This is a genomic window from Cellulomonas sp. KU4C (assembly GCF_056868065.1).
The window spans coordinates 1,121,756-1,145,757 of sequence record NZ_CP200322.1 but is presented as its reverse complement, the minus strand read 5'-3'; the positions used below and the strand labels follow the sequence as shown (position 1 = coordinate 1,145,757).

General features: G+C 75.7%; 25 protein-coding genes. 17 read left to right on the top strand and 8 right to left on the bottom strand.

Annotated elements, in window-relative coordinates:
• The first annotated feature begins 86 nt into the window (after nucleotides 1–86).
• From AC1VL8_RS05450 to AC1VL8_RS05435, 4 genes are all read left to right on the top strand, one after another.
• Nucleotides 87–689 (top strand): TetR family transcriptional regulator, encoded by a 603-nt coding sequence (locus AC1VL8_RS05450; RefSeq protein ID WP_483074451.1) that lies wholly within the window; start codon nucleotides 87–89, stop codon nucleotides 687–689.
• 172 nt (nucleotides 690–861) lie between these two features.
• Nucleotides 862–1,053, top strand: coding sequence for a hypothetical protein (locus AC1VL8_RS05445; RefSeq protein WP_483074450.1), 192 nt, complete (start codon nucleotides 862–864; stop codon nucleotides 1,051–1,053).
• Between the two features lie 5 nt (nucleotides 1,054–1,058).
• Nucleotides 1,059–1,331 carry a hypothetical protein gene (locus AC1VL8_RS05440; RefSeq protein WP_483074449.1) on the top strand — a complete coding sequence of 91 codons (273 nt, stop codon included), beginning with the start codon at nucleotides 1,059–1,061 and terminating at the stop codon, nucleotides 1,329–1,331.
• Between the two features lie 71 nt (nucleotides 1,332–1,402).
• Nucleotides 1,403–2,785, top strand: a complete 1,383-nt coding sequence (locus AC1VL8_RS05435) for a UTP--glucose-1-phosphate uridylyltransferase (RefSeq protein WP_483074448.1) — start codon at nucleotides 1,403–1,405, stop codon at nucleotides 2,783–2,785.
• A 78-nt stretch (nucleotides 2,786–2,863) separates the two neighbouring features.
• Here the strand turns inward: AC1VL8_RS05435 and AC1VL8_RS05430 are convergent, their stop codons facing one another.
• Nucleotides 2,864–6,532, bottom strand: a complete 3,669-nt coding sequence (locus AC1VL8_RS05430; protein WP_483074447.1) for a hypothetical protein — start codon at nucleotides 6,530–6,532, stop codon at nucleotides 2,864–2,866.
• A gap of 103 nt (nucleotides 6,533–6,635) precedes the next feature.
• Between AC1VL8_RS05430 and AC1VL8_RS05425 the strand changes: the two genes are divergently transcribed.
• The 8 genes from AC1VL8_RS05425 to AC1VL8_RS05390 all read left to right on the top strand — a co-directional run bounded on the left by AC1VL8_RS05425 (nucleotide 6,636) and on the right by AC1VL8_RS05390 (nucleotide 12,958).
• Nucleotides 6,636–7,004 (top strand): DUF6916 family protein, encoded by a 369-nt coding sequence (locus tag AC1VL8_RS05425; RefSeq protein WP_389233896.1) that lies wholly within the window; start codon nucleotides 6,636–6,638, stop codon nucleotides 7,002–7,004.
• 19 nt (nucleotides 7,005–7,023) lie between these two features.
• On the top strand, nucleotides 7,024–7,530 hold the full coding sequence (locus tag AC1VL8_RS05420) for a phage tail protein (protein ID WP_389233899.1): 507 nt from the start codon (nucleotides 7,024–7,026) through the stop codon (nucleotides 7,528–7,530).
• A 9-nt stretch (nucleotides 7,531–7,539) separates the two neighbouring features.
• Entirely contained in the window at nucleotides 7,540–7,983 is a 444-nt protein-coding gene (locus tag AC1VL8_RS05415) for a phage tail protein (protein WP_483074446.1), read from the top strand.
• The gene (locus AC1VL8_RS05410; RefSeq protein WP_483074445.1) at nucleotides 7,914–8,567 is read left to right on the top strand and encodes a phage tail protein; all 654 of its coding nucleotides are present in this window, start codon (nucleotides 7,914–7,916) and stop codon (nucleotides 8,565–8,567) included. Before AC1VL8_RS05415 ends, AC1VL8_RS05410 begins: the two co-directional genes overlap by 70 nt.
• A gap of 169 nt (nucleotides 8,568–8,736) precedes the next feature.
• Nucleotides 8,737–11,379, top strand: a complete 2,643-nt coding sequence (locus AC1VL8_RS05405) for an MFS transporter (RefSeq protein WP_483074444.1) — start codon at nucleotides 8,737–8,739, stop codon at nucleotides 11,377–11,379.
• A 225-nt stretch (nucleotides 11,380–11,604) separates the two neighbouring features.
• Nucleotides 11,605–11,841, top strand: coding sequence for a toxin (locus AC1VL8_RS05400; protein ID WP_483074443.1), 237 nt, complete (start codon nucleotides 11,605–11,607; stop codon nucleotides 11,839–11,841).
• Nucleotide 11,842: 1 nt separating this feature from the next.
• A complete protein-coding gene (locus AC1VL8_RS05395; RefSeq protein WP_483074442.1) occupies nucleotides 11,843–12,121 on the top strand; it encodes a CopG family ribbon-helix-helix protein in 279 nt (92 codons plus the stop codon).
• A 519-nt stretch (nucleotides 12,122–12,640) separates the two neighbouring features.
• The gene (locus AC1VL8_RS05390; RefSeq protein ID WP_483074441.1) at nucleotides 12,641–12,958 is read left to right on the top strand and encodes a hypothetical protein; all 318 of its coding nucleotides are present in this window, start codon (nucleotides 12,641–12,643) and stop codon (nucleotides 12,956–12,958) included.
• Between the two features lie 14 nt (nucleotides 12,959–12,972).
• Here AC1VL8_RS05390 and AC1VL8_RS05385 read toward each other — a convergent pair whose 3' ends face one another.
• A complete protein-coding gene (locus AC1VL8_RS05385) occupies nucleotides 12,973–14,493 on the bottom strand; it encodes a glycoside hydrolase family 43 protein (RefSeq protein WP_483074440.1) in 1,521 nt (506 codons plus the stop codon).
• A 176-nt stretch (nucleotides 14,494–14,669) separates the two neighbouring features.
• Here AC1VL8_RS05385 and AC1VL8_RS05380 point away from each other — a divergent pair, with 176 nt between their 5' ends.
• On the top strand, nucleotides 14,670–15,263 hold the full coding sequence (locus tag AC1VL8_RS05380) for a mycothiol transferase (protein WP_483074439.1): 594 nt from the start codon (nucleotides 14,670–14,672) through the stop codon (nucleotides 15,261–15,263).
• Here the strand turns inward: AC1VL8_RS05380 and AC1VL8_RS05375 are convergent.
• From AC1VL8_RS05375 to AC1VL8_RS05360, 4 genes are read right to left on the bottom strand one after another with little or no spacing between them, the layout of a single operon-like run.
• Nucleotides 15,260–15,547 (bottom strand): winged helix-turn-helix transcriptional regulator, encoded by a 288-nt coding sequence (locus tag AC1VL8_RS05375; RefSeq protein WP_483074438.1) that lies wholly within the window; start codon nucleotides 15,545–15,547, stop codon nucleotides 15,260–15,262. The genes AC1VL8_RS05380 and AC1VL8_RS05375 overlap by 4 nt on opposite strands.
• The gene (locus tag AC1VL8_RS05370; protein WP_483074437.1) at nucleotides 15,544–15,948 is read right to left on the bottom strand and encodes a VOC family protein; all 405 of its coding nucleotides are present in this window, start codon (nucleotides 15,946–15,948) and stop codon (nucleotides 15,544–15,546) included. The genes AC1VL8_RS05375 and AC1VL8_RS05370 overlap by 4 nt, the downstream gene beginning before the upstream one ends.
• Before the next feature lie 54 nt (nucleotides 15,949–16,002).
• Nucleotides 16,003–16,995, bottom strand: a complete 993-nt coding sequence (locus AC1VL8_RS05365) for a Gfo/Idh/MocA family protein (RefSeq protein ID WP_389233925.1) — start codon at nucleotides 16,993–16,995, stop codon at nucleotides 16,003–16,005.
• A 10-nt stretch (nucleotides 16,996–17,005) separates the two neighbouring features.
• Nucleotides 17,006–19,291 carry a helix-turn-helix domain-containing protein gene (locus AC1VL8_RS05360; RefSeq protein ID WP_483074436.1) on the bottom strand — a complete coding sequence of 762 codons (2,286 nt, stop codon included), beginning with the start codon at nucleotides 19,289–19,291 and terminating at the stop codon, nucleotides 17,006–17,008.
• Nucleotides 19,292–19,606: 315 nt separating this feature from the next.
• On the opposite strand from AC1VL8_RS05360, the gene AC1VL8_RS05355 reads away from it, so the two are divergent.
• The 4 genes from AC1VL8_RS05355 (at nucleotide 19,607) to AC1VL8_RS05340 (ending at nucleotide 21,904) form a co-directional block, all read left to right on the top strand.
• The gene (locus tag AC1VL8_RS05355) at nucleotides 19,607–20,278 is read left to right on the top strand and encodes an alpha/beta fold hydrolase (protein ID WP_483076189.1); all 672 of its coding nucleotides are present in this window, start codon (nucleotides 19,607–19,609) and stop codon (nucleotides 20,276–20,278) included.
• A gap of 144 nt (nucleotides 20,279–20,422) precedes the next feature.
• Nucleotides 20,423–21,145 (top strand): hypothetical protein, encoded by a 723-nt coding sequence (locus AC1VL8_RS05350; RefSeq protein ID WP_483074435.1) that lies wholly within the window; start codon nucleotides 20,423–20,425, stop codon nucleotides 21,143–21,145.
• Nucleotides 21,118–21,642: an NUDIX hydrolase gene (locus AC1VL8_RS05345; protein ID WP_389233935.1), complete on the top strand. Its 525-nt coding sequence runs from the start codon at nucleotides 21,118–21,120 to the stop codon at nucleotides 21,640–21,642. Before AC1VL8_RS05350 ends, AC1VL8_RS05345 begins: the two co-directional genes overlap by 28 nt.
• A gap of 49 nt (nucleotides 21,643–21,691) precedes the next feature.
• On the top strand, nucleotides 21,692–21,904 hold the full coding sequence (locus AC1VL8_RS05340; RefSeq protein WP_483074434.1) for a hypothetical protein: 213 nt from the start codon (nucleotides 21,692–21,694) through the stop codon (nucleotides 21,902–21,904).
• A gap of 89 nt (nucleotides 21,905–21,993) precedes the next feature.
• Here the strand turns inward: AC1VL8_RS05340 and AC1VL8_RS05335 are convergent, their stop codons facing one another.
• A complete protein-coding gene (locus tag AC1VL8_RS05335; protein ID WP_483074433.1) occupies nucleotides 21,994–23,475 on the bottom strand; it encodes an amidase in 1,482 nt (493 codons plus the stop codon).
• A complete protein-coding gene (locus tag AC1VL8_RS05330) occupies nucleotides 23,472–23,987 on the bottom strand; it encodes a MarR family winged helix-turn-helix transcriptional regulator (protein ID WP_483074432.1) in 516 nt (171 codons plus the stop codon). Before AC1VL8_RS05330 ends, AC1VL8_RS05335 begins: the two co-directional genes overlap by 4 nt.
• Between the last annotated feature and the right edge of the window lie 15 nt (nucleotides 23,988–24,002).

The window sequence follows — 24,002 nt, the reverse complement described above, 5'->3', positions numbered from 1 at the left end:
CTGCGTCCAACAATAGGCCCGCGCCGGGCGTCACCCCAGGCCGCGGGGTGTGATCCCCGTCCCACGGCCGCCCTAGCATGGGCGCCGTGACCCCGCCCGCCCCGCGCCGCTCCGGCCGCCCGCACGCCTCCTCGCGGGCGATGCTGGAGGAGGCCGCCGGCGAGCTGTTCCTCGAGCGGGGCTACGCGGCGACCTCGGTCGCGGACATCACCCAGCGCGCGGGCGTCTCGCGCAGCACGTTCTTCAACTACTTCCCGGCCAAGTCCGACCTGCTCTGGGCGGGGTTCGACGAGCGCGCCACCACCCTGCGCGCGACCCTGGCCGAGGACGCGCGCGACCCGGCCGGCAGCGCCGCCGACGTGGTCGCCGGCGCGCTGCGGACGCTCGCCGCCGACCTCCCCGCGGAGCACGTGGCGCTGGCGTTCACCCAGGCCGACACGATGGGCCTCGGGGAGGACCTGCGCCTGGCCGCCGCCCGCCGCGCCGCCGACCTCGGCACCGCGATCGGCGACTACGCGACCGGCCGGGGCGTCGAGCCCCTGCACGCACGCGTCGCCGGGGCCGCCTGGGCCGGCGCGCTGGTCGCCGCGGTCGAGGCGTGGGCCCACGCGGGGGCGGGACGCACCCGGCTGCCCGACCTGCTGGACAGGGCCCTGGAGCCGGTGCGAGGGGCGCTCCCGCGCGACTGATCCGGGCCGAGAAACCCGACCTGTGGACGACCGCGAGACAGGCCATCACCGCACCTACGGTCACGACCATGACCCGTACCGCGCACCACCCCCTGGACCTTCTGTGATCACCAAGGTAACTTGGCTCTCGGACGAGCAGCCCCTCGTCCTCGGCAGCGCACACCGACATGGCGTGCACGACGAGGACATCCGGCACGCCCTGGATCTCCACGTCGACGCCTTCGACGTGGGCGAGGGCATGACGATGGTGATCGGCCCCGACCGCACCGGCACCCTCATCGAGGTCGGCGTGGTGGAGCTCTACCAGGGCAGGTGCGTCGTCCACGCCATGCGCCCCGCGCGCGCCAGGTTCTTCCGGAGGTGACCTTCGTGCCCCGCTCCCTCGACGACATCCTCGCCCGGTCCGACGAGCTCGCCGACCGCTTCGAGTCCTACGACCCCGCACCTCAGGACCGCACCACGGTCTCCCCGACGACCGCTCTCTGGCTCGCCGCCACCCACCGCGCGACCGCCGAGCGGGAGCTCGCCGACGCGGTCGCCGCCGCGCGACGCGCGGGGATCCCGTGGAAGGAGATCGGCTCACTGGTCGGCACGTCCGGCGAGGCGGCGCGTCAGCGCTACGGCCGGTACGTCGCGGGCTGACGGCGTCCCGCGACGACGTCACAGCGCGGTGTGGTCGCGGCACCTCGCCCGCAGTTCCTAGGATCGGTCCCATGAGCGACACCGGACTGCGGCAGGCCCAGGACAAGATGGCGGCCGCCGGGGTGGCCCCGACCGCCATCGACGTGTTCACCCACTACTACCGGGAGCTGGAGGCCGGCGCGACCGGCCTGATCCCCGAGGACACCATCGACCCCCTGCTCGACCCGCCCCGGCTGGCGGACGTCGACATCGACGACGAGGCCGCGCGCGAGGCGTTCGCGAAGACGGCGGTCATCAAGCTCAACGGCGGCCTCGGCACGTCGATGGGCATGGACAAGGCGAAGTCGCTGCTGCAGGTCCGCGACGGGAAGTCGTTCCTCGACCTCATCGTCGAGCAGGTCCAGCACGCCCGCGCGCAGACCGGCGCCCGGCTCCCCCTGATCCTGATGAACTCGTTCCGCACCCAGGACGACTCGCTGGCCGCGCTCGCCCGGCACGACGGCCTCGCGGTCGACGGCCTGCCGCTGGACTTCCTGCAGAACCAGGAGCCGAAGCTCCTCACCTCGGACCTGACGCCCGTGTCGTGGCCCGCGGACCCGACGCTCGAGTGGTGCCCCCCGGGCCACGGCGACCTGTACACCGCGCTGCTCGCGTCGGGCGTGCTCCGCCAGCTGCTCGACGCCGGCTTCCGGTACGCCTCGGTGTCCAACTCCGACAACCTCGGCGCGGCCCCGAACCCGACGATCGCCGGCTGGTTCGCCGCGTCCGGCGCGCCGTACGCCGCCGAGCTGTGCCGCCGCACCGCCGCCGACCGCAAGGGCGGCCACCTGGCGGTCCGGAAGTCCGACGGCCGGCTGATCCTGCGCGACACCGCGCAGACCCCGCCGGACGAGATGGACTACTTCACCGACGAGCACCGGCACCCGTACTTCCACACGAACAACCTGTGGTTCGACCTGGAGCAGATCGCCGCGGCCCTCGAGGAGCGCGGCGCGGTGCTCGGCCTGCCGCTGATCCGCAACGTGAAGACGGTCGACCCGACCGACGCGTCCTCCCCCGAGGTGTTCCAGATCGAGTCGGCGATGGGCGCCGCGATCGAGGTCTTCGAGGGCGCGACGGCCATCGTGGTGGGCCGCGAGCGGTTCCTCCCGGTCAAGACGACCAACGACCTGCTGCTGATCCGGTCGGACGCCTACGACCTGGCCGACGACTCGACCCTGCGCCTCGCGGTCGAGAAGGCGCCGCTGGTGGACCTCGACACGAAGGTCTACAAGACGGTCGCGAAGTTCGAGGAGCGGTTCGCCGCGGGCGCCCCGTCGCTGCGCGACGCGCAGTCGCTGACCGTCCAGGGCGACTGGACGTTCGGCGAGGGGGTCGTCGCCACGGGCGCGGCGTCCGTCACCGCCGAGGGTGCCCCCGGCACGATCCCCGCGGGCACGACGATCGCGGGCTGACCGCCCCGCAGGACACCGACGAGCCCCGTCCGGCACGCGACCCGCGCGCCGGGCGGGGCTCCGTCGTCGCGGCGCCGCTCAGGCCCGGCCGCGCCGACGGCGGGCCGTCAGCAACCCGGCCCCGCCCAGCGCCAGCGCGAGCGCCGTCACCGCGAGCACCGCGGCGTCGTCGCCGGTGACCGCCAGGCGGTCGCGGCCACCCCCGGCGCTCGGGGTGCCCCCGGGTGCGGCGGGCCCCGTCGCGGCGGGCCGACCGGGCTGCGGGACCGCCGTCGCCCCCGCGAGCCGCAGCGTCACGGGCTCGGTGGTCGTCGTCCCCGCGGGGTTGGTGATGCTGAGCCGCAGCTGCAGCCCGTCGTCCGCCGCCGTGGGCGTGTAGGTCAGCGTGTACCGGGTCGGACCGGACGCGGGGGTCGCCGCGAGCAGCGCCGCGACCCGGAACGTCCCCGGCGTCGCGGGCTCCTGGGCGACCCGGGCACCGTCGGGCAGCGCACCCCAGGTGCGGCCGCCGTCGCGGGACGCCTGCCCGGTGGCGGTGGCGAGCTCGCCGTCGACGACCCAGGACAGCCGCAGCGGGTCGCCGACCCGGGTCGTGAGCACCCCGTCGGGGGTCACCCCGTCCGGGACCCGGACGACCTCGGGCAGCGGCAGCACCGTCAGGACGGCCGCGGCGCTGGTCGCCGAGGCCGGACCGCCGACGAGCGTCGACGTGGCGACGGCCCGCACCCGCACGCCGTCCGTCGCAGGGGTGGCGGGCAGCAGCAGCTCCGGTCCGGCGACCCCGGGCACGTCCGTCCAGGCGAGCCCGTCCGGGGAGGTCTGCCAGGTGACGACCGGCGCCGGCCGGCCCGTGGTCCGGACGACGAACCGGGCGTCGGTCCCGGCCGCCGCGGTGACGTCGGCGGGGTCGGTGACCGTGGGCGCGGTGAGCACGCGCAGCGTCGCGACGGCGCTCGGCACGTCAGCGGCCGCCGCGTTCGACGCGAGGGCGCGGTACTGCGTGCCGTCGAGCACGGCCGTCGCCGCGACGGTGAGCGTCCCCGTCGTCGCGCCGGCCAGGTCGGTCCAGGCGCCGTCGGGCACGCGGCTCTGCCAGCGCAGGGTCGGGGCGGGGTTCCCGTCCGCGATCGCGGTGAGGACGGCGTCGGTCCCGGCGTCGGCGACGGTGTCGGCCGGGTCGGTGGTGAACGCGGGCGCCCGGTGCACGGTGAGCACCGCGGGGGCGCTGGTCCGGCTGCCGACGGGGTTCGTCACGGTCACCCGGACCTCGGCGTCGTCGTCCGCGAGCGTCACGGTCCGCTCGTAGACCGGGCCGACGGCGCCGGGCACCGGGGTCCAGGCGCCCCCGCGGGTGCGGACCTCCCACTGCCACGCCAGGGGCGCCGAGCCGTCGCCCGCGGCCTCGAACCGGGCGGTGGCACCGTCGAGCACGGTCGTCGCGGCGGGATCGCGGGTGATCTGCGGGGCCCAGTCCACGACGAGCGTCGCGGGGGCGCTGGTCGCCGACCCGAGGGCGTTCTCGGCGACCGCGCGGTAGCGGGTGCCGGTGAGCGCCCGGTCCGCGGTGACGGTCAGCCGTGGGGCCACCTCACCGGGCAGGTCGGTCCACGCGTCGGTGCCGGCGGCGGCCTGCTGCCAGCGGATCGTGGGGGTCGGCACGCCGCTCGCGACGACGTCGAAGCCGACCGCGGCACCCTCGAGCGCGCGGGCGTCGACGGGGTCGGTCGTGATCACCGGCAGGGTGCGGATCGTCACGGTCGCGGCGGCGCTGTCGACGGTCCCCGTGGTGCCGGTCGCCCGTGCGCGGAGCTGCACGCCGTCGTCCTGCGGGGTCAGGACCCGGTCGTAGGTCGCGCCGACGGCCCCGGGCAGGTCCGTCCAGGTGCCGGGGCCGGTGAGCTGCTGCCACTGCACGGTCGGCGCGGGCGTCCCGGCCACGGCGACCGTGAACCGTGCCGTGGCGCCGTCGGGCAGCGCGACGTCCTGCGGCGCTGCGGTGATCTCGGGTCCCCACCGCACGAGCAGGGACGCGGCGGCGCCGAGGGTGACGCCCTCGGTGTTCGTCGCGACCAGGCGGTAACGGGCGCCGTCGTCGGCCCTGGCCGCGGTCAGCGTGAGGCTGCCGGAGGTCGCGCCCGGCACGTCGGCCCAGACCGACGTGCCCGGCGCGGCGCGCTGCCACTGCAGGGTCGGGGCGGGCACGCCGGAGGCGGTCGCGGTGAACGTCGCGGCGCCGCCCTCGGCGACGTCCACGTCCGCGGGTCGGCCGACGGTCGGCGGGACCGGCTGGGCCAGGTCGACGCGGTTCGTCGCGACCCCGCCGACCGTCGCCTGCACGGAGCCGGTGGCGGTCGCCGACCGCACGAACCGCGCGGTGGCGGTCCCGTCGGCCCGGAGCGTGGCGTCCGTGGTCGGTGCTCCGTCGGCGACGCCGCCGCCGAGGTCCCACACCACGGCCGTGCCGCTCAGGCGGGCGAGCAGCCGAGCGGCCGCGGCTCCGCCGTCGCTGAGCACGACGCCGGCCGTGGCGGTCACCGCGCCGCCCGTCCGGGGCTGCTGGGGCTCCGCCGTGACCTGCGGGACCGCGCGGGGGTCCACCGCCGTCGTCCCGATCGCGCCGATCTGCGCTGCGGGGGCCGTCGCCGCGGCACCCCACCAGCTCCGGGTGGCCGACACGGGTCCGACGACGGCGGCCGGCCGCGCGCCCCCGGTGAGCGTGTCGGTGTTGCCCACCAGCACGGAGTCCGTGACCGACCCGGCGGTCAGCCAGAGCGCGCCGCCGTCCGTCGGCGCGCCGGCGCCGGTGGCGACGTTGGCCTCGACGCGCGTCCCGACGACGGTGGTCGTCCCGGTCGCGTGCACCGCGGCGCCGCGGGCGGTCGACGGGGCGACGGTGGTGACCCGGTTGCCGGTGAGCACGGAGTCCTCGACGGTGAGGGTCGCGCCGACGACGTGCAGCGCGCCGCCGGTGAGGATCCCGGAGCCGGCGTCGCCGGTCACGACGTTCTGGTCGAACGTGCTCCGGACGACCCGGACCCGGTCGGCGGCCGACCCGCCGACCACCGCGACCGCGCCGCCGGGCGCGCCCGTGGCGGAGTTCTGGCTGAACGTGCAGTCCTCGACGGTGAGGTCGCCGCCGTTCATCTGGACGGCGCCGCCGGGGGCCCACGCGCCGCCGGGGCCGTTGGCGTTCCCCGTGACGGTGCAGCGCCGCAGCGTCAGCGCGTCGGGCGACCCGGGGTCGCCCGTGCCCGCGAGCACGGCGCCGCCACCCGGTGCGGTCGCGGCGTCGGTGGCGTCGGGCACGCCGCCGGTCAGGGTCACGCCCTCGAGCGTGACGTCCACCCCGCCGACCAGGCCGGGGTCGAGGTCGAGGACCCGGCGGCCGTCGCCGTCGACGGTGAACGTCCCCGGGGAGGTCACCAGCAGCGTGGCCGGTGCGCCCGGCGCGTAGGTCAGCGGCCCGGCGACGAGCGTCGTCCGGGTGCCCGCGGGGACGGTGACGACCGCGTCGGGGACCGCCGCGGCCTGGCACAGCGCCTCGCGCAGCGTCGTCCCGGCCGCGCCGTCGGAGCACCCGGCGGTCAGCGGCGCGTCGGTGGGGACGTCCACGGCGATCGGCACCGGCTCCGCGGCGAGCGCGCGCGGCAGCACCGCGGGGGTCGCGGCGAGGCCGGTGGCGGCGGTGACGGCGACGAGCGCGAGGGTCGCGCAGGCGCGCCGCAGCGCGGGTCCGAGGGGGTGCACGCGACGAAGACTAGGCGTTTCACCCGTCTGGCAGACCCGTCATCCGGGTGAATCCTCATAGGCTCACGCCCGTCCCGTCGTCCCCGCAAGGTCCAGGAGTCCCGTGCCGACCCGTCGCACCGTGCTAAAGGCCGGCGCCGCCGCCGCTGCGCTGGCGGCCGCCGGCACCGGGGGCGTGGCGCTGGCGACCCGCCGGCCCGCGCTGGACCTGACGCTCGCCGCGCTGCTGCCCCTGGTCGGCACGCGGTTCGCGACCGAGGGCACCGACCTGACGCTCAGCGCGGTCACCGGCCTGCGGGGCACGGCGGCGCGCGAGGACGCGTTCCGGCTGGAGCTCACCGCGGACCGGCCCGTCGACCTCCCCGGAGCCACCCGGACGTTCGCGCACGCCACCGGCGACCTCCTCCTGCACACCGAGCCGGTCGGTGGCGCGGGCACGGTGCTCGAAGCCGTCGTCGTCCGGTCCGCCTGAGGGCGGGAGAGGAGCACCCGTGGACCCCTACCTGGGCGAGATCCGCATGTTCGGCGGCACGTTCGCGCCGGCGGGCTGGCTGTTCTGCGACGGCTCGCTGCTCCGCATCGCGGACAACGACGTGCTGTACGCCGTGATCGGCACGACGTACGGCGGGGACGGGGTCGAGACCTTCGCGCTGCCCGACCTGCAGGGCCGGTGGCCCGTGCACACCGCGCCGGACCTGCCGCTCGGCGCCCGGGGCGGCTCCGAGACGGTGACGCTCACCGCCGCGCAGCTCCCCGCGCACACCCACGGGGTGCTGGGGTCCGCCGCCGCCGCGACGGCCACCTCGCCGGACCGCGGCGTGTGGGCGGCGACCACCGAGCCCGGCTACGCCCCCGGTGCGGTCACGGGCACGCCGCTCGCGATGGCACCGGACGCGCTCGCGACGACCGGCGGGTCGGCGGCCCACGACAACCTCCCGCCGTACCTCGCCGTGCACTTCATCATCGCGGTCGTGGGCGTCTACCCCTCCCCGAGCTGACAGGACGTCATGGACCCGTACCTCGCCGAGATCCGGCTGTTCCCGACGCGCTCCGTGCCGAAGGGGTGGGTGCCGTGCGAGGGCCAGATCCTCGCGATCAACCAGAACCAGGCGCTGTTCAGCCTGATCGGCACGGTCTACGGGGGCGACGGTCAGACCACCTTCCGGCTCCCGGACCTGCGGGGCCGGGTCGTGGTGCACACCGGCTCGGGGACCGCGGGCGAGGTCGGCGGCGAGCGCACCCACCGGCTGACCACGGCGGAGTCCCGCCGCACCGGCACGCCGCTCGGGCGACGGCGGCCCCGGCGACCACGGCCGACCCGGCGGGCGCGCGCTGGGCCGCGACCGAGGAGCCCCACTACGGGCCGTCCGCCCAGGTGGCGATGGCCGGCACGGTGGCGATCGCCGGGGCGAACGAGGCGCACGACAACATGCCGCCGTACCTGGCGATGACGTACGCGATCGCGGTCGCCGGGGTGTACCCGAACGAGGACACCGACGCGACGTTCGAGGCGTTCGTCGGCGAGATCCGGCTGTACGCCGGGCTGCGGACGCCGGGCGGCTGGGCCGAGTGCAACGGCCAGTCGGTGCCGATCACCCAGAACGTGGCCCTGTACTCCGTGCTGGGCGTGCAGTTCGGCGGCAACGGCACGAACGAGTTCCGGCTCCCGGACCTGCGGGACCGCACGCCCGTGCACACCCGGCGGAACAGCCCCGACCGGTTCAGGTCCCCGGGCGAGGTCGGCGGGCAGGCGGCCGTGACGCTCACCGAGCAGCAGCTCCCGGCGCACGGGCACGCCGTCGCGACCGCGGCCGCGGGCACCCGCGGCACCACCGGCAACCCGTCGGGCGCGTCGTGGGCGGTCGCGCAGCAGGGCCGGACCCGCCGCGCGCTGTACGGCACCGGCCCCGCGGACGTCCTGATGCCGGACGCGACCGCGGTCACGGGCTCCGGCCTGCCGCACAACAACCTGCCCCCGTACCTGCGGATCCGCGCGCTCATCGCCCTGACCGGCGTGTACCCGCCGCGCCCCTAGGCGCCACTCACCCCCGACGACCAGGCGTGTTGACATCCCGACCGCCCGGTCGTAATTTCTCCACTACCTTCCAAACGGTAGGTAGTGGTGGCGCCGACGACGACGCGATGCCGGCACCACGACGTCTCGACGTGGAGCCGTCCGACTCCCAGGACCGAAGAAGGTTCAGATGGAAGCGCAGGCAGCGGTCGCCCCCGAGGAGTCCCCCTCCTCGGCACGGGACGACATCGCCCCCGACACCGGCACGCCGTTCACCCGGGCCCGCACGCTCAGGTTCGGTGCCGGGTTCTTCGTCTACGGGCTGCTGTGGATCGTCGGCCTGCAGATCGTCGCGGCCGTGCTCCTGCCGCAGCGCCTGCGGGACATCGGCGTGGACTCGCCCGAGACGCTGCTCGGCTCGATCAGCGCGATCACCGCGGTCGTCTCGCTGGTCTCGAACCTCGTGTTCGGCAACCTGTCCGACCGCACCCGCAGCCGGTTCGGGCGCCGCGCCCCGTGGATCCTCGCGGGCGGCCTCATCGGCGGCGTCTCCCTGTTCGCGATCGGGGTCCTGACCAGCCCCGCGCTCATCACGCTCGTCTACTGCGTCTGCATGGTCGGCCTCAACATGATGCTCGCCCCGGCCGTGGCGGTCCTCGCCGACCGGGTGCCCGGGCGGATGCGCGGCACCATGTCCGCGTTCTACGGCGGCGGCCTCGCCGGCGGCGCCCCCGTCGGCTCGCTGGTCGGCGCCGCGTTCCTCACCCACGCGCTGCCCGGCTTCGTGCTCGGCGGCGCCCTGATGGCCGGATCGGCGGTCATCGCGCTGATCGTGTGGCCGCGCGAGACGTCCGCCGCGGACCTGCCGCCCGCCGCCGCCGGGTTCGGCGAGCTGCTCAAGTCGTTCCGCCCGCCCCGCAAGGCCCCCGACTTCTACCTCGCGTTCGCCGGCCGCCTGTTCATGCTGGTCTCGTACCAGATGGTCATGGCCTACCAGCTGTACATCGTCCAGGACCACGTCGGGCAGACGACCGCGGAGTCCGCGAAGACGATCGCGACGATGGCCGTCATCACCCTGGTCGTGTCGCTCGTCGGGTCGGTGGTCTCCGGCCCCGTGTCCGACCTGATCGGGCGCCGCAAGCTTCCCGGTCGTCGTGTCCAGCGTCCTGTTCGCCGTCGGCATCGCGATGCCGTGGATCTACCCGACCCCCGCCGGCATGTTCCTGTTCGCCGGCATCGCGGGCTTCGGCTACGGCGTCTACACCTCCGTGGACCAGGCGCTCAACGTCGACGTCCTCCCGAACGAGGAGGAGGCCGGCAAGGACCTCGGCATCCTCAACCTGTCGACCACGGCCGGCCAGACCGTCGGCCCGCTCCTCACCTCCGCGATCGTCGTCGCGACCGGCGGGTACGGGTTCGTGTTCCCGGTGTCGATCGCCGCGGCCCTGCTCGGCGCGTTCTTCATCACGCGGATCAAGGGCGTCCGGTGAGCGCGCCCACCTGGACCGTGTCCACCGCCGACGCGCTGTGGGCCGACGGCGGCACCCCCGCCGCCGGGGCCACGTCCGCCCGCGGGCTGACCCTGACCGGGACGCGCGGCCAGACCCTGCGCGGGTTCGGCGGCACGTTCAACGAGCTCGGCCACCGCGCGATCAGCGCCCTGCCCGAGGACGACCAGGAGACGATCTACCGCGAGCTGTTCAGCCCCGACGAGCTGAACCTCCGGGTCAACCGATCCGCCGTCGGCGCGAACGACTTCGCGACCTCCTGGTACTCCTACGACGAGACGCCGGGCGACTACGCGCTCGAGCACTTCTCCGTCGAGCGGGACGAGGAGCGGGTCATCCCGTTCATCCGGCAGGCGCAGCGGTACCAGGACGAGATGGTCCTGCACTGCTCCCCGTGGAGCCCGCCGACGTGGATGAAGAACCCGCCGGTCTACAACTCCGGCACCCTGGTCATGACCCCCGAGAACCTCGACGCGTACGCGCGGTACTTCGTGCGGTTCGTCCAGGCGTACGCCGAGCGCGGCATCACGGTCAGCCAGATCCACGTGCAGAACGAGGTGTTCGCCGACCAGAAGTTCCCGTCCTGCGTGTGGACGTCCGAGCAGCTGCGGGTGTTCATCCGCGACCACCTCGGCCCCGCGTTCGAGGACGCGGGCCTGACGACGGCGATCTTCCTGGGCACCCTGAACGGCCCGGAGGACATGACCTTCACCGCGACCGGGCAGGCGCTGACCAACTACGCGCGGTTCGTCGACAACATCCTGTTCGACGACGACGCCCGCCGGTACATCGCCGGCGTCGGCTACCAGTGGGCCGGCCAGCACGCGGTCGCCCGCACCCACGAGGCCTGGCCCGAGCTCGAGATCATGCAGACCGAGTCGGAGTGCGGGTTCGGCGACAACAGCTGGGAGGAGGCGGAGTACGTCTTCCACCTGGTCCGGCACTACCTGCAGCACGGCGCGACCGGGTACACGTACTGGAACACGGCGCTCGAGCCCGGCGGGCTGAGCACCTGGGGCTGGCCGCAGAACTCCCTGCTCACCGTCGATACCGCCGCGGGCACGTTCACGCGCAACCCCGAGTACTACGTGCTCAAGCACTACTCGTCCGCAGTCCGACCCGGCGCCGTCCCGCTCGGCGTCACCGGCCGGTTCAGCGCCCAGGGCTCGGCGTACGCCAACCCGGACGGCTCGCTCGTCGTCGTCGTGCAGAACGCGCTCGACCGCGCGGAGGAGTTCTCGTTCGAGGACCCGGCCGACACCACCCGCGCGTTCACCGCGACCCTCGCGGCCCGGAGCCTGAACACCTTCACGCTCCCGGCCTGACCGCCGCGCAGCGGCCGCACGAGGCCCCGCACCCGCTCGTCGGGCGCGGGGCCTCGTCGTCCCGAGGGCCCGCGAGACGGGGCTTGCGCGGGTCAGAGCACGGGGGGATACGGTCGCCGGGTCCGGGGGGGGCACAACCCGGGAGGTGTCGATGGTCAGCGCGCGAACGCAGTACCCGTCAGAACCGGCTAGCAGGGGTCCGGTTTCCGTATTACGGTATATCCGTTGAGGTTTCACCCGTCCGCAGACCGTCACGGCATCGACCGCGCGGACGCCGAGCACGTAGCCCACCGGGGTACGACGGTCGTTCCGCTCGGCGAAGACCCCGTCCGCACGCTCGTCATCGGCTTCGACCGCATGGCTCGCCCGCTGGAGGTGGTCGTGATGCACGTCCGTGGCGAACCGGTCCTGATCCACGCGATGCGCCTGCGCGCCGGCTACTACCGACTACTCGAGGAGTGACGTGTCCAACCCGAACGACACCTCGGACCTGACGCCGGACGAGATCGCGGCGCTCGACACGGCCGCCGCCGAGGCCGAGGCCGGCTACGACCCGGCGTGGCTGGAGGCACGACGGCGCCCGGGTCGCGCCCGGAGCATCGGGCGCGACCCGGGCGTCGTCGTCCCCGTGCGGCTCGACCCCGAGAGGCTGCGGGCGCTGGACGCCCTGGCGGAGCGGGAGCACCGCACCCGCAGCCAGGTGATCCGGGATGCCATCGACCACGAGCTCGCCACGGCCTGACGGAGCCCGGAGCCTGAACACCTTCACGCTCCCGGCCTGACCGCCGCGCAGCGGCCGCACGAGGCCCCGCACCCGCTCGTCGGGCGCGGGGCCTCGCCGTCCCGAGGGCACGCGAGACGGGGCTTGCGCGGGTCAGAGCACGGGGGGATACGGTCGCCGGATCTGGAGGCCCGACCCGGAAGGCGACGATGGTCAGCGAGGCGACACCGGGGACACGACGAAACCCCGGCCGTGTGATCGACTCGCGAGCGAGTTACAGGGACGGTTCCGGGGTGTTGTCGAGCACGCTATCCGACGCACCGACCGTCGGCAAGCACCCCGCGTTCGACCTCCTGGAGCACCGGTTCGGCGCGGACAGGATGCACGTCTACCTGCAGGCTGCGGGCGGCGACCGCGACCTCGCGCTCCGGTCGTACGAGTGGAACAGCCGGATCGCGGCTGCACCGCCAGCCGTTCGCGGACATCGAGGCGGCCCGCCGGCGGGTCCGGCAGAACCGGAAGCCGCTCAGCCACGGACAGGTGCTCTCGGAGACCTCGTTCCGCCTCTGGCACCAGCTCGTGTCGAAGCGGTGGACGAACCTCTGGCCGGACCTCGCGGACGCCTTTCCCCACGCTCCCGACCGCCGGAGGGAGACCGTCGCACGCCGCGTCTCGGGGTTGCGCGAGCTGCGGAACCGCATCGGCCACCACCACCGGGTCTGGGCACTGCCCTGCGCGACCCGCCACGACGACCTCATGACGGTCGCCGGCTTCGTGGATCCCGACCTGCGGGAGTGGATCGCCCGGGCGTCGAGCGTCCCGACCCTGCTCGCCGGACGGCCGACCCCGCGACGCTGACCCGGCCGCCCCCCTCAGCGCTGGACGTCCTGCCCGGTGTAGTCGATCGCCCGCACGTCCACCACGCCCTCGCGGGCGTACGGCCCGACGACGCGCCCCGTGAACGACTCGGTGAAGTCCGAGGACAGGAACGCCCCGTCGACCCCGCCGAGCTCGACCCAGGCGCCGCCGTCCTCGACGAGCCCGGTGAGCCGGTCGCACGAGGAACCGAGCACCGACCGGCCGACGGGCGGCGGGTCGGCGACGACCCGCAGCCGGACCTCGCCGCCCCCGGTGCGCGGGCGCGCCCAGGACTGCTGGAGCCCGCGGGCGGTCATCGTCATGGTCACGAGGTCGGCGGTGGCCTCGACGTCGAGGTGCGAGTGCTCGTCGTACCGCAGAGTGAGGCCGCCGACGCCGGCGGAGACGTCGAGCGTCACGGTGACGACCGCCGCCTCGGTGCACTGCCGGATCCCCAGGAACACGGGGTGCTCGTCCGCCATCCCGACACCGCGGCCGGTGAGGCGCGCCCACCCGGGGCGGGCGGTCAGGTCGGCGACGTCCCGGGGGAACGCACGCACGGCGACGACCTCGCCGTCGAAGCCGTCCAGCGCGGCCGGCGCCTCGGTGGGGAACGTGATCGTCCGGTCGACGGGTGCGTGCCGGTTGTCGAGGAGCACGGGCTCGGCGTGCGGCCACCCGGCGTCGTCCCAGGTCACGGGGACGACGAACGTCTCCCGGCCCATCGGCGCGAACGCGCGGGTCATCGACCGGGGTCGGGTGCCGAGCAGCACCATCGCCCAGGTGCCGTCCGCGCGCTGCACGAGGTCGCCGTGGCCGGTGTTCTGCACGGCCCGGTCGCTGCCGCGTGCGGTGACGAGCGGGTTGTGCGGTGCGCCCTCGAACGGGCCCTCGGGCGAGGGGCCGCGCGCGATGGTCACGCTGTGCCCGCGCTCGGTGCCGCCCTCGGCGATCATCAGGAACCAGGTGCCGTCGACCTCGTACAGGTGCGGGGCCTCGGGGAACATGCCGCCGGTGCCGGACCACAGCGGGATCGGCTCACTGAGCGCGGCGCCGGTCTCCGGGTCGAGGCGGACCTGCGTGATGCCGAGGTGCTTCATGGAGCCGTCGTCCTCGATGCCGAGCCCGGACATCGTCACGTAGCAGGTGCCGTCGGCGTCCCACGCGATGTCGGGGTCGATGCCGAACACGTCCATGACGACGCCGTCGGACCAGGGCCCGGCGGGGTCGTCGGCGGTGAACAGCACGTTGCCGCGGCCGGTGCCCATCATGTCGGGCACGACGACCCAGAACCGGCCGTCGTGGTGCCGGATGGTCGGCGCCCAGGTGCCGCCGCCGGTCGGGACGCCCGTGGTCCCGAGCTGGCCGTCGCGGACGGCGACGTGCCCGATCAGCTCCACGTGCTCGAGGTCGTCGGAGCGGAACACGGGGATGCCCGGCAGGTACTCGAACGTCGAGGTGACCAGGTAGTAGGTGCCGTCGACCCGGCAGACGCTGGGGTCGGGGTGGAAGCCGGGGATCAGGGGGTTGCGCACGGGGCGCCTCCGGGGGTCGTCACGGGCGGGACGCGTCGCCGCGGGCCGCCAGCGCTGGGGGCCGGTCCCCGTCGACGGACCCAAACCTACCAAACGGTAGGTAAGACGCGACCCCTGTCGGCGGGCCGCGCCCCGGCGTACCGTCGGCGCATCGGGCCCGACCCTGGGAGGCTGCCGTGCCGGACGAGACCGACCCCCTGCGCGTGTCCGGACCGCCGCTCGCCGGGGACGAGGTGAGCACGCTGCTCGGCTCGCTCGAGCGGCAGCGCGCGACGTTCGCGTGGAAGGTCGGCGGCCTCGACCGTCCGGCGCTGTCCACGTGGGTCGGTGCGTCGACGATGACGCTCGGCGGGCTGGTCAAGCACCTCGCGTGGACCGAGACCCTGACGTTCCAGACCCGGCTGCTCGGCCACCGCCCCGGCGCCCCGTGGGAGGACGTCGACTGGGACGACGAGCCCGACTGGCCGTGGACGTCCGCGGAGGACGACACGCCCGAGGAGCTCTACGCGCTCTGGCGCACCGCGGTGGTCCGGGCGCGCGCCGGCGTCGCGGAGGCGCTCGCCGCCGGCGGCCTCGACCACCGCAACGTCTGGTCGGAGGACGACGACGCCCCGCGCCCGAGCCTGCGCCGGGTCCTGGTGGACCTCATCGAGGAGTACGCGCGGCACACCGGCCACGCGGACCTGTACCGGGAGGTGGTCGACGGCGTCGTGGGCGAGGACCCGCCGGGGCCGCCGGACCTGTACCCGGCGCCGGGCGAGGAGGACTAGGGCCCGGACCCCTCGGCCCCCCAGCGTGCGAGCGCGTCGACGGCCTCCTGCAGCGCGCGCCCGCGGTCGGTCAGCGCGTACGCGCGGGTCTTGCTCCGCAGGGGCAGGCGCGTGAGCACGCCGGCGGCCTCGAGCTCGCGCAGGCGGGTCGCGAGCACGTTGGTCGGCACGCCGAGGTCGCGCTGGAGGTCGCCGTAGCGCTGCGGGCCGTCGAGCAGGCGCTCCACGACGAGCAGCGCCCAGCGCGCCCCGACGACGTCGAGGGCGGCGGCGAGGTCGCTCACGCGGTCGGGGCGGCGTCCGGCTTCATCCAGAACGGCGAGTAGTGGTAGCCGTCCGGGTCGTCGAACTGACGCTGGTACATGAACGGGTAGTCGTCGGTGTCGCCGACGCGCCCACCGGCGGCGGCGGCGCGCTCGACCAGCGCGTCCACGGCCTCGCGGCTGTCGAGGTCGAACGAGACGGTGACCTTCGAGGGGGTGCCGGGCCCGCCGACGAGGTCCTCCGAGCCGCCGACGCTCGCGTACATCTCGCGGCTGCCGAGCATGACGTACTGGCCGGGGGCGATCGCGAAGCAGGAGACCTGGTGGTCCGACATGGCCGGGTCGAGCGTCCAGCCCAGGGCGGTGTAGAAGGTGGTCGAGCGCTCGACGTCCTCGACCGGGCAGGTGATGAAGAGGCTCATGCGTAGACACTTGCAAAATGCAAGTGCGGCGTCAAGGCCCTCCGCCGACCGGGTTCAGCCCAGCGGCGCGGGCTCCCGCACCCGCATCCCCGCGGCCAGGTACGCCGCGTCCACGACGCGCATCGCCTCGACCGCCTGCGCGGTCCCCGACACCGGGTCCTCCCCGCGCAGCACCGCCCCGGCGAACGAGCGCAGCATCCACACGTACGAGCCCTCGGGGTCGACCGGCTCCTCGACCTCGACCCCGTCGCGCTCGACCACGATCCGGCCGCCGTTCTGCGGGGCGTACGGCGCGTGCACGGTGATCGTCCCGGCGGTGCCGGTGATCCGAGCGACCACGCTCTGGTCCTGCCCGGTCGCGACCATCGACGCGCGGACGGTGCCCGGGACACCGCCCGGCAGGTCGAGGTGCACGACGATCTCGGCGTCCACGCCGTCGACGTCCACGGCCTCGGCCGCGCGCACGGTCGGCGTGCCGAACAGGTGGGTGAGCAGGCGCAGCGGGTACACGCCGAGGTCCATCAGCGCGCCGCCGGCCATCGACTCCTGCCAGCGGATGTCCGACCGGTCGGCGATCTCCACGCAGAAGTCCGCCTCGGCGGACACGACGTCCCCGACCGCACCGTCCGCGAGCAGCGCGCGCAGCCGGGCCCACGACGGGTGGTGCTGGGAGTGGAACGCCTCCATCACGACCAGGCCCGAGCCCGCCGCGAGCGCCGCGATCTCCTCGGCCTCCGCCGCGTTGGCGGTGAACGGCTTCTCGCACAGCACGTGCTTGCCGGCGGCGATCGCCCGGCGCATCCACGGTCCGTGCAGCGCCGCGGGGGTCGGGACGTAGACCGCGTCGACGTCGGGGTCGGCGAGCAGGGCGTCGTAGTCGTCGAGCACCCGCGGGATGCCCTCCGCGTCGGCGGTGGCCTGCGCCCGCGACCGGTCGCGGGCGGCGATCGCCGTCACCTCGACCTCCGGGACGGACGCGGCGGGGACCGCCACCGCGTCGTGCAGGATCCGGGCGGCACCGAGGACTCCGAGGCGAACGGTCGACATGCCGTCGACCCTAGCCCGCGGCGACGGTCCCGGCGCCGGCCAGCGACGCCCGCGCCCGGTCGAGGTCGGCCGCCGCCGCAGCCAGCAGGGCGCCGTCGCCGAGCTCGCTGCGCAGCGCGACCGCGATCTCCAGGTCGCCCACCGCGGCGCCGGGGTCCCCGAGCGCGACCCGCGCCCGCCCGCGCGCCAGGTGCGCGGCCGAGACGATCCGCGGCACCCCGAGCGGGGCGGCCAGGCGGAGCGCCTGCTCGGCCGCCTCGACCACCTCCGGCCACCGCCCGACCTGGGCGAGCGTGCTCGCGAGGTGGGTGTAGGCGTTCGCCTCGGTGAACGCCGCCACCTGCGCGCGGGGCCGGGTCGCGGGGTCGGTGACGCGGGCGATGGTCGCGCGGATCGTCCGGACGGCCTCGTCGTGCCGGCCGAGCCGGGCCTGCGCCTTGGACAGCGACAGCATCGCCTGCGGGGTGCCCTCCCGGTCGCCGGCGGCCCGCATGCACGCGACGGCCGCCCGGGCGTCCGCCTCGGCCGGGCGGAGGTCGCCGAGCTGCGAGCAGATCCACGACCGGTAGCTCAGCGCCCAGCCCTCCTGGGCCGTGTCACCGCACCGGCGCGCCGCGGCGAGGGCGCGGTCCGCGGCCACCCGGGCGCGCGGCAGGTCACCGCGGCACACGGCCTGCGCCCACGCCCGGTAGCCCTCGTGCACGGCGATCAGGTGGTCCTCGCCGAGGGCCGTCGCGGCGTCAGCGGACCGGTCGTAGACCTCGGCCCACCGGTCCCACGTCGCCCACAGGTCGGAGAACCAGTGCAGGGCGTCCGCGACCTCCGCGACCCGGGCGTGCGCGCCCGCGGCGGACGCCCGGCGCAGCGCCTCGAGCCAGCTCGCGGACTCGGCGCGCAGCCAGCGCTGGGCGGCGTCCGGGTCCCCCAGGTCGACGTCCCCGCCCGGTGCGTCGACGCGTCCGTGGTCCGGGTCGGCCGCGTGCTCGGGCTCGAACCGCCGGCCGGCGCGGACGGTCGTCGTCAGCAGCCAGTCGTCGGCGCGGTCCCGGGCCTGCGCGCGCGCCGCGGCGTCCTCCTGGAGGTCCAGCTCCGAGCGCGCGTAGAGGCGCAGCAGGTCGTGCAGCTGGTAGCGGTCGCCGGGCAGGTGCTGCACGAGGCTGAGGTCGACCAGCTCGTCGAGCAGGTCCTCGGTGCGCCACAGCGTCTCCCCGAGCAGGGCGGCCGCGAGCCCGGCACCGATCGTCGGGGCGTCCACCAGCCCGAGCCGGCGGAGCAGCCGCTGGGCGCCCGGCCCGAGCTGCTCGTAGGAGGACGTGAACGCCGCGCGGACCTGCTGGTCGCCCGCCGTGAGGGAGTCCAGCCGACGCTCGTCGACGGCCATCCGCCGCACCAGCCCGCCGATCGACCAGCCGGCACGGGCGGCGAGCCGGTTCCCCGCGATCCGCAGCGCGAGCGGCACGTCGTCGCACAGCGCGGCGAGCCGGGCGAGGTCGCCGTCGTCGCCCCGCCCCGGCAGGATCTCGCCGAGCAGGGCGACGGAGTCCTCCGGCGCGAGCCGGCCCAGCGCGGACCGGTGCACCCCGTCCAGCCCGGCCAGCGCCCGGCGGCTGGTCACGAGCACCGCGGCCGGGCCCTCCGCGGGGACGAGCGGGCGGACCTGCTCCTCGGACGCGGCGTTGTCCAGCACGAGCAGCACCGCCCGCCCGGCCAGCAGCGACCGCACGTGCTCGACGGCGGCCGCGGGGTCGGGCGGCACCGTCCCGGCCGCGAGCGCCTCCGCGACCCGACGCACGGCGGTGTCGGGGGCGACGGGCTCGTGGTCGACGCCCCGCAGGTCGAGGAACAGCTGCTCGCCGAACCGGTCCCGCAGGTCGCGGGCCACCTGCGCCGCGAGCGTCGACTTGCCGAACCCGGGCGGCCCGGTGACGACGGCCACCGGCGCCGCCTCCCCCGGCCGGGCGCCGCCGAGCGCGGCGGCGAGGGCGGCCCGCTCGGCCGCGCGGCCGACGAAGTCCGGCACCCGACGCGGCAGCGGCAGCGCGTGCGGGGTGCCGGTCCCGGGGCGTCGGCGCCCGGTGCGGGCCACCCGCAGCAGCAGCGCGCGGTCGTCGGCGGTCAGGTGCAGCGCGTCCGCGAGCGCCTCGACGGTCCGGCGCTGGGGGCCGCGGCTCACCCCGCGCTCGATGTCCCCGATGCCCCGGTCGCTCACCCCGGACGCCGCGGACAGCTCCTCGATGGTCAGGTCCGCGCCCTGGCGGTGCCGTCGCAGCAGCGCCCCGAGGTCCGTCTCGCCCACGTGACCGCCCGTCTCCCCCGTCGGCCGCACCCGCGGGGTGCGAGTTCTGCCGGTCTTCTTCCTGGTGCCCGCGCGGCGCTGCGCGGTCTCATCGTGGTGGGGACGGACGCCGGGGGCAAGCGCCTGCGGCAGGTCGGTCCGGACCCCGCACGCGAGGAGGAACCATGCCCTACGTCAGCACGCCCGACGGCGCCGAGATCTTCTACCAGGACTACGGCCAGGGCCGCCCCGTCCTGCTCAGCCACGGCTGGCCGCTGAGCTTCCGAGGCCTGGGCCTACGAGCTCAAGGTCCTCGCCGACGCCGGCTACCGCGCCATCGCGCACGACCGCCGCGGGCACGGCCGGTCGTCCCGCACCACCGGCGGCAACGACATGGACACCTACGCCCGCGACCTCGCGTCGCTCGTCGAGCAGCTGGACCTCACGGACCTCACCGTGATCGGCCACTCCACCGGCGGCGGCGAGGTCGTCCGCTACGCCGCGCAGCACGGCAAGGGGCGTGTGGCGAAGGTCGTCACCGTCGGCGCCGTCCCGCCGGTCATGGTCCAGTCCGCGACCAACCCCGAGGGCACGCCGATCGAGGTGTTCGACGGGATCCGCGAGGGCGTCCTGACGGACCGGTCGCAGTTCTACCAGGACCTGTCGGAGTCGTTCTTCGGCGCCAACCGCGCCGGCTCGTCGATCAGCCAGGGCCTGCGGGACGACTTCTGGCGGCAGAGCATGCTGGCCGAGCTGCAGGCCGCGTACGACTGCGTCGCGGTGTTCTCGGAGACGGACTTCACCGAGGACCTCCGGGCCCTGGACGTGCCGATCCTCATCGCGCACGGCGACGACGACCAGATCGTCCCGATCGCGGCGGCCGCGTACAAGTCCATCGACCTGGTCAAGCTCGGCACGCTCAAGGTCTACCCGGGGGCGCCGCACGGCATCTCCGGCGAGTACCAGCGCACGCTGATCCAGGACATCCTGGCGTTTATCGCCGACTGACCCGGCCCTCGCTCGTCGAGCGGTCACGACACGCTGGTCCGCGGGGGACCGGGCCGGCGTGTCGTGACCTCTCGCGGGGCCGCGGCGGCGCGGCGCGGGACGGGACGGGATGCGGCGCCGCGGGATCCTCGGCAGGGTGGATCCATGCTGACCTGGACACGGACCCGGACGACGACGTTGCTGGCCGTGGGCGCGCTCGCCCTCGGCGGCTGCGCGAGCGCCGACGCCGACCCTGCCGCGACGTCGGCGGCCCCGACCGCCGACCCGACCACCCCGGCGGAGCCGTCCGCCCCGGCCACCGGGACGGGCGACGTCGCCGCCGACCTGCCGACCGAGGTGCTGCTGCCCGAGTCCGCGTGGCACGCCGACCCCGGGCAGCGGCAGGAGTCGGCGGGCGTCGTGGCCTGGCGGTTCCCCCAGGCGTGCGACACCGGCGCCCCGGAGTCCGCGACCGCGATGCGGTCCGTGTCCCAGGGCGACGGCGAGGCCGAGGCCGCCATCGGCGTGCAGCAGGTCGCGGTGTTCGCGGACGCCGACGCGGCCGTCGCGGAGGCCGACCGGATCACCGCGGCGCTGACGGCGTGCACCACGTACGCCTCCGACACCAGCACGACGTACGTCGTCGAGCCGCTCGACGTCGGCGCGCAGGGTGCCGGGCTCGCGACCGACTACTACGGGTCGTCCGCCTCCGCGCCCCTCGACGAGGCCATCGGCAGCTACCTCGCGGTCACACGCCGCGGTACCGCGATCACCCTGGTCGGGTCGGAGGGCGGCGAGAGCCTGGTGGGCACGGCCCGCACCGACGCCACCACCCAGGCGCAGACGGCGTGGGAGCTGCTGTGCCGCTACGACGAGGCGGGCTGCTGACGGTCCCCGGTCGAGCCACCGCCACCAGCGCGGGGCTGCTCCTGCACCGACCGGGGACGGGCGGGACCGAGGTGCTGCTCGGGCGGATGGGCGGGCCGTTCTGGGCGCGCCGCGACCACGCGTGGACCGTGCCGAAGGGCGAGCCGGAGCCCGGCGAGGACCCGCACGCCACCGCGCTGCGGGAGTTCGCCGAGGAGGTGGGCGTCCCGGCCCCGGTCGGGGTGCGGCCCGACGTCGACCTCGGCGAGGTCCGGCAGCGCGCGGGCAAGGTCGTGCGCGCCTGGGCGCGGGAGGCGGACCTCGACCTCGACGCGCTGCCCGCGACCCGCGGCCCGGTCAGCGAGGCGACGATCACCTGGCCGCCGCGCAGCGGCCGGACGGTGACGTTCCCCGAGCTCGGCGAGCTGCGGTGGCTCACCGTCGACGAGGCACGGCCGCTCCTGGTGACCGCGCAGGTCGAGCTGCTGGACCGGCTGGTGGCGCACCTGGCGGGGTGAGGCGACTGGGCACAGGTCCGTGTCAGACCCCGCCCGTACGGTGCGTCCCATGAGCACCCGGCCGATCGATCACGCCCGGCTGACCGAGGTCAGCGATCGCTTCCGTGCGACCCCGCCGCCCCGGACGCCGGCCGAGCTGATCGCGTACGACCGGCTCCGGGGCGAGCTCATCGAGGCGATGGGCCTGACGCGGGAGGAGTTCGACCAGATGGCCGCGGCGTACGCGGCACGGCGGGGTGCCGGTCGCGGTCGCGCGGCCTGAGCACGCGGCGCTCGCACCACCGGGCCCGCGTCGGCGACCAGACGGGCGGCCGGCGACCAGACCCGGGCCGGCGACCAGACGGCGGCCGGCTACCAGACGGGCGGCCGACGGTCGGCCCAGCGGAGCCGGTCCTCGAGCTGCGCGGCGAGCGCGAGCAGCGTGTGCTCGCCACCGGGTCGGCCGACCAGCTGCACGCCCATCGGCAGCCCCGCGGGCGCGGTGTCGTCGGGGTCGGCCCAGTGCACCGGCAGCGCGATGGCGGGCAGCCCGCAGACGTTGATCATCGACGTGTACGGGGTGTACTCGCACTGCTGCGCGAAGTTCCGCTCGGGGTCGCCGGCGTCGTACCAGCCCAGGGGGCGCGGCGTCATCGCCATGCCCGGGAGCAGCACCGCGTCGTAGCGGGAGACGCGCTCCACCATCGTGCGCTCGAACGCCGCGAGCGCCCCGACCGCCTCGACCAGGTCACGGGCGGGGACCGCCCGGCCGCGCTCCACGAGCCAGCGGGTCAGCGGCTCGAGCAGGGCGAGGCGCTCCGGGTCGTCGAGCGGCACCGCCGCGGCGCCGGCCATCCACAGGGTCCGGAACGCGGGCGCGTACCCGGGGTCGGGCTCCCAGGGACCGGTGGCGTCGACGGCGTGCCCGAGGTCGGTGAGGGCGTCGGCGGCGACGTCGAGCGCGGTGCGCGCCTCGGGTCCGAGCACGATGTCGTATGCGCCCTCCCAGGCGCTGAACGTGCTGACGCCGACCCGCATCGCGCGCGGGCCGTCGGGGGTCCGCCCGCGCTGCGCGGCGTCGAGGTAGGACCCGCGCGGCCCGGCGGCGGTGCGCAGCGTCCGCGGGTGGTCGACGGTGCCGTCCGCGGTCCGCGGCAGCAACCCCTCCAGGAGCAGCGCGGCGTCGGCGGTGGTGCGCGCGAGCGGCCCGTGCACGACGAGGCCGCCCAGGGAGTCGACTCCCCCGCCGGCGGGCAGCAGCCCGCGGGTGGTCTTGAGGCCGACGAGCCCGCAGGCCGCGGCGGGGATGCGGATCGACCCGCCGCCGTCGGACCCGGGGGCGACGGGCAGCAGGCCCGCCGCGACCGCCGCCGCGGCGCCGCCGCTGGACCCGCCGGTGCCGCGGGTCCGGTCCCAGGGGTTGCGGGCGGGCGGCCCGGCGAGGCTCTCGGTGTAGGAGGGGAAGCCGAGCTCGGGGGCGGCGGTCTTGCCGAGCGAGACGACGCCGGCGGCGTCGAGCACCTGCGTCACGTCGCTGCTGACCTCGGGCACGTACCGGTGGGCGCCGGCGAACGCCCGCGACCCGAACCCTGTCGGCACGCCGGCGCGGTCGGTGAGGTCCTTGTCCCCGGTGGGCAGCCCCCAGAGCACGGCGGTGCCGTCGGGTCCCGTGGCCGCGAGCGCCGCCGCCCGCGCTCGGGCGAGGTCGGGCGCGACGGTGACGAACGCGCCGACGGCCTCGTTGCCGGTGGCGATCCGGTCGAGGTAGTGCGCGGTGAGCTCCTCGGGCCCGGTCTCGCCGGCGCGGAGCCGGTCGCGCAGGTCGACGGCGGTGCGGTCGTGCGGTGCGGTCACCGGGTCAGCGTAGGCACGTCCTCCAGCGCGGCGAGCCAGCGGCGCAGCACCCGCTCCAGCGCCGCGGCGTCCTGCTCGCCGACCAGGTCGAGCAGCCGCCGCTCGTTCGCCATGTGCGCGGTGAACGCCCGGTCGATGAGGGCGAGCCCGTCGTCGGTGAGCGCGACGACCCGGCCGCGGCCGTCGGTGGCGCTGGGCCGGCGGGTGACGAGGCCGGCGCGCTCGAGCCGGTCGACCCGCTTGGTCATCGCGCCGGTGGTGACCATCGTGTGGGCGGCGAGCTCCCCGGGGGCCCGCTCGTAGGGCGCACCGGCCCGGCGCAGGGCGGCGAGGACGTCGAACTCCCCCTCGCCCAGCCCGTGCTCCCGGTAGACGACCGTGATCTCGTCGGTCAGCGCGAGGGCGAGCCGGTGCAGGCGGCCGATGACGCCCTGGGGGCGGACGTCGACGTCGGGTCGCTCACGGGCCCACTCCTGCTGGATGCGGTCCACGTGGTCGGGCGTCGGGCTCATGCGGCGATACTACCT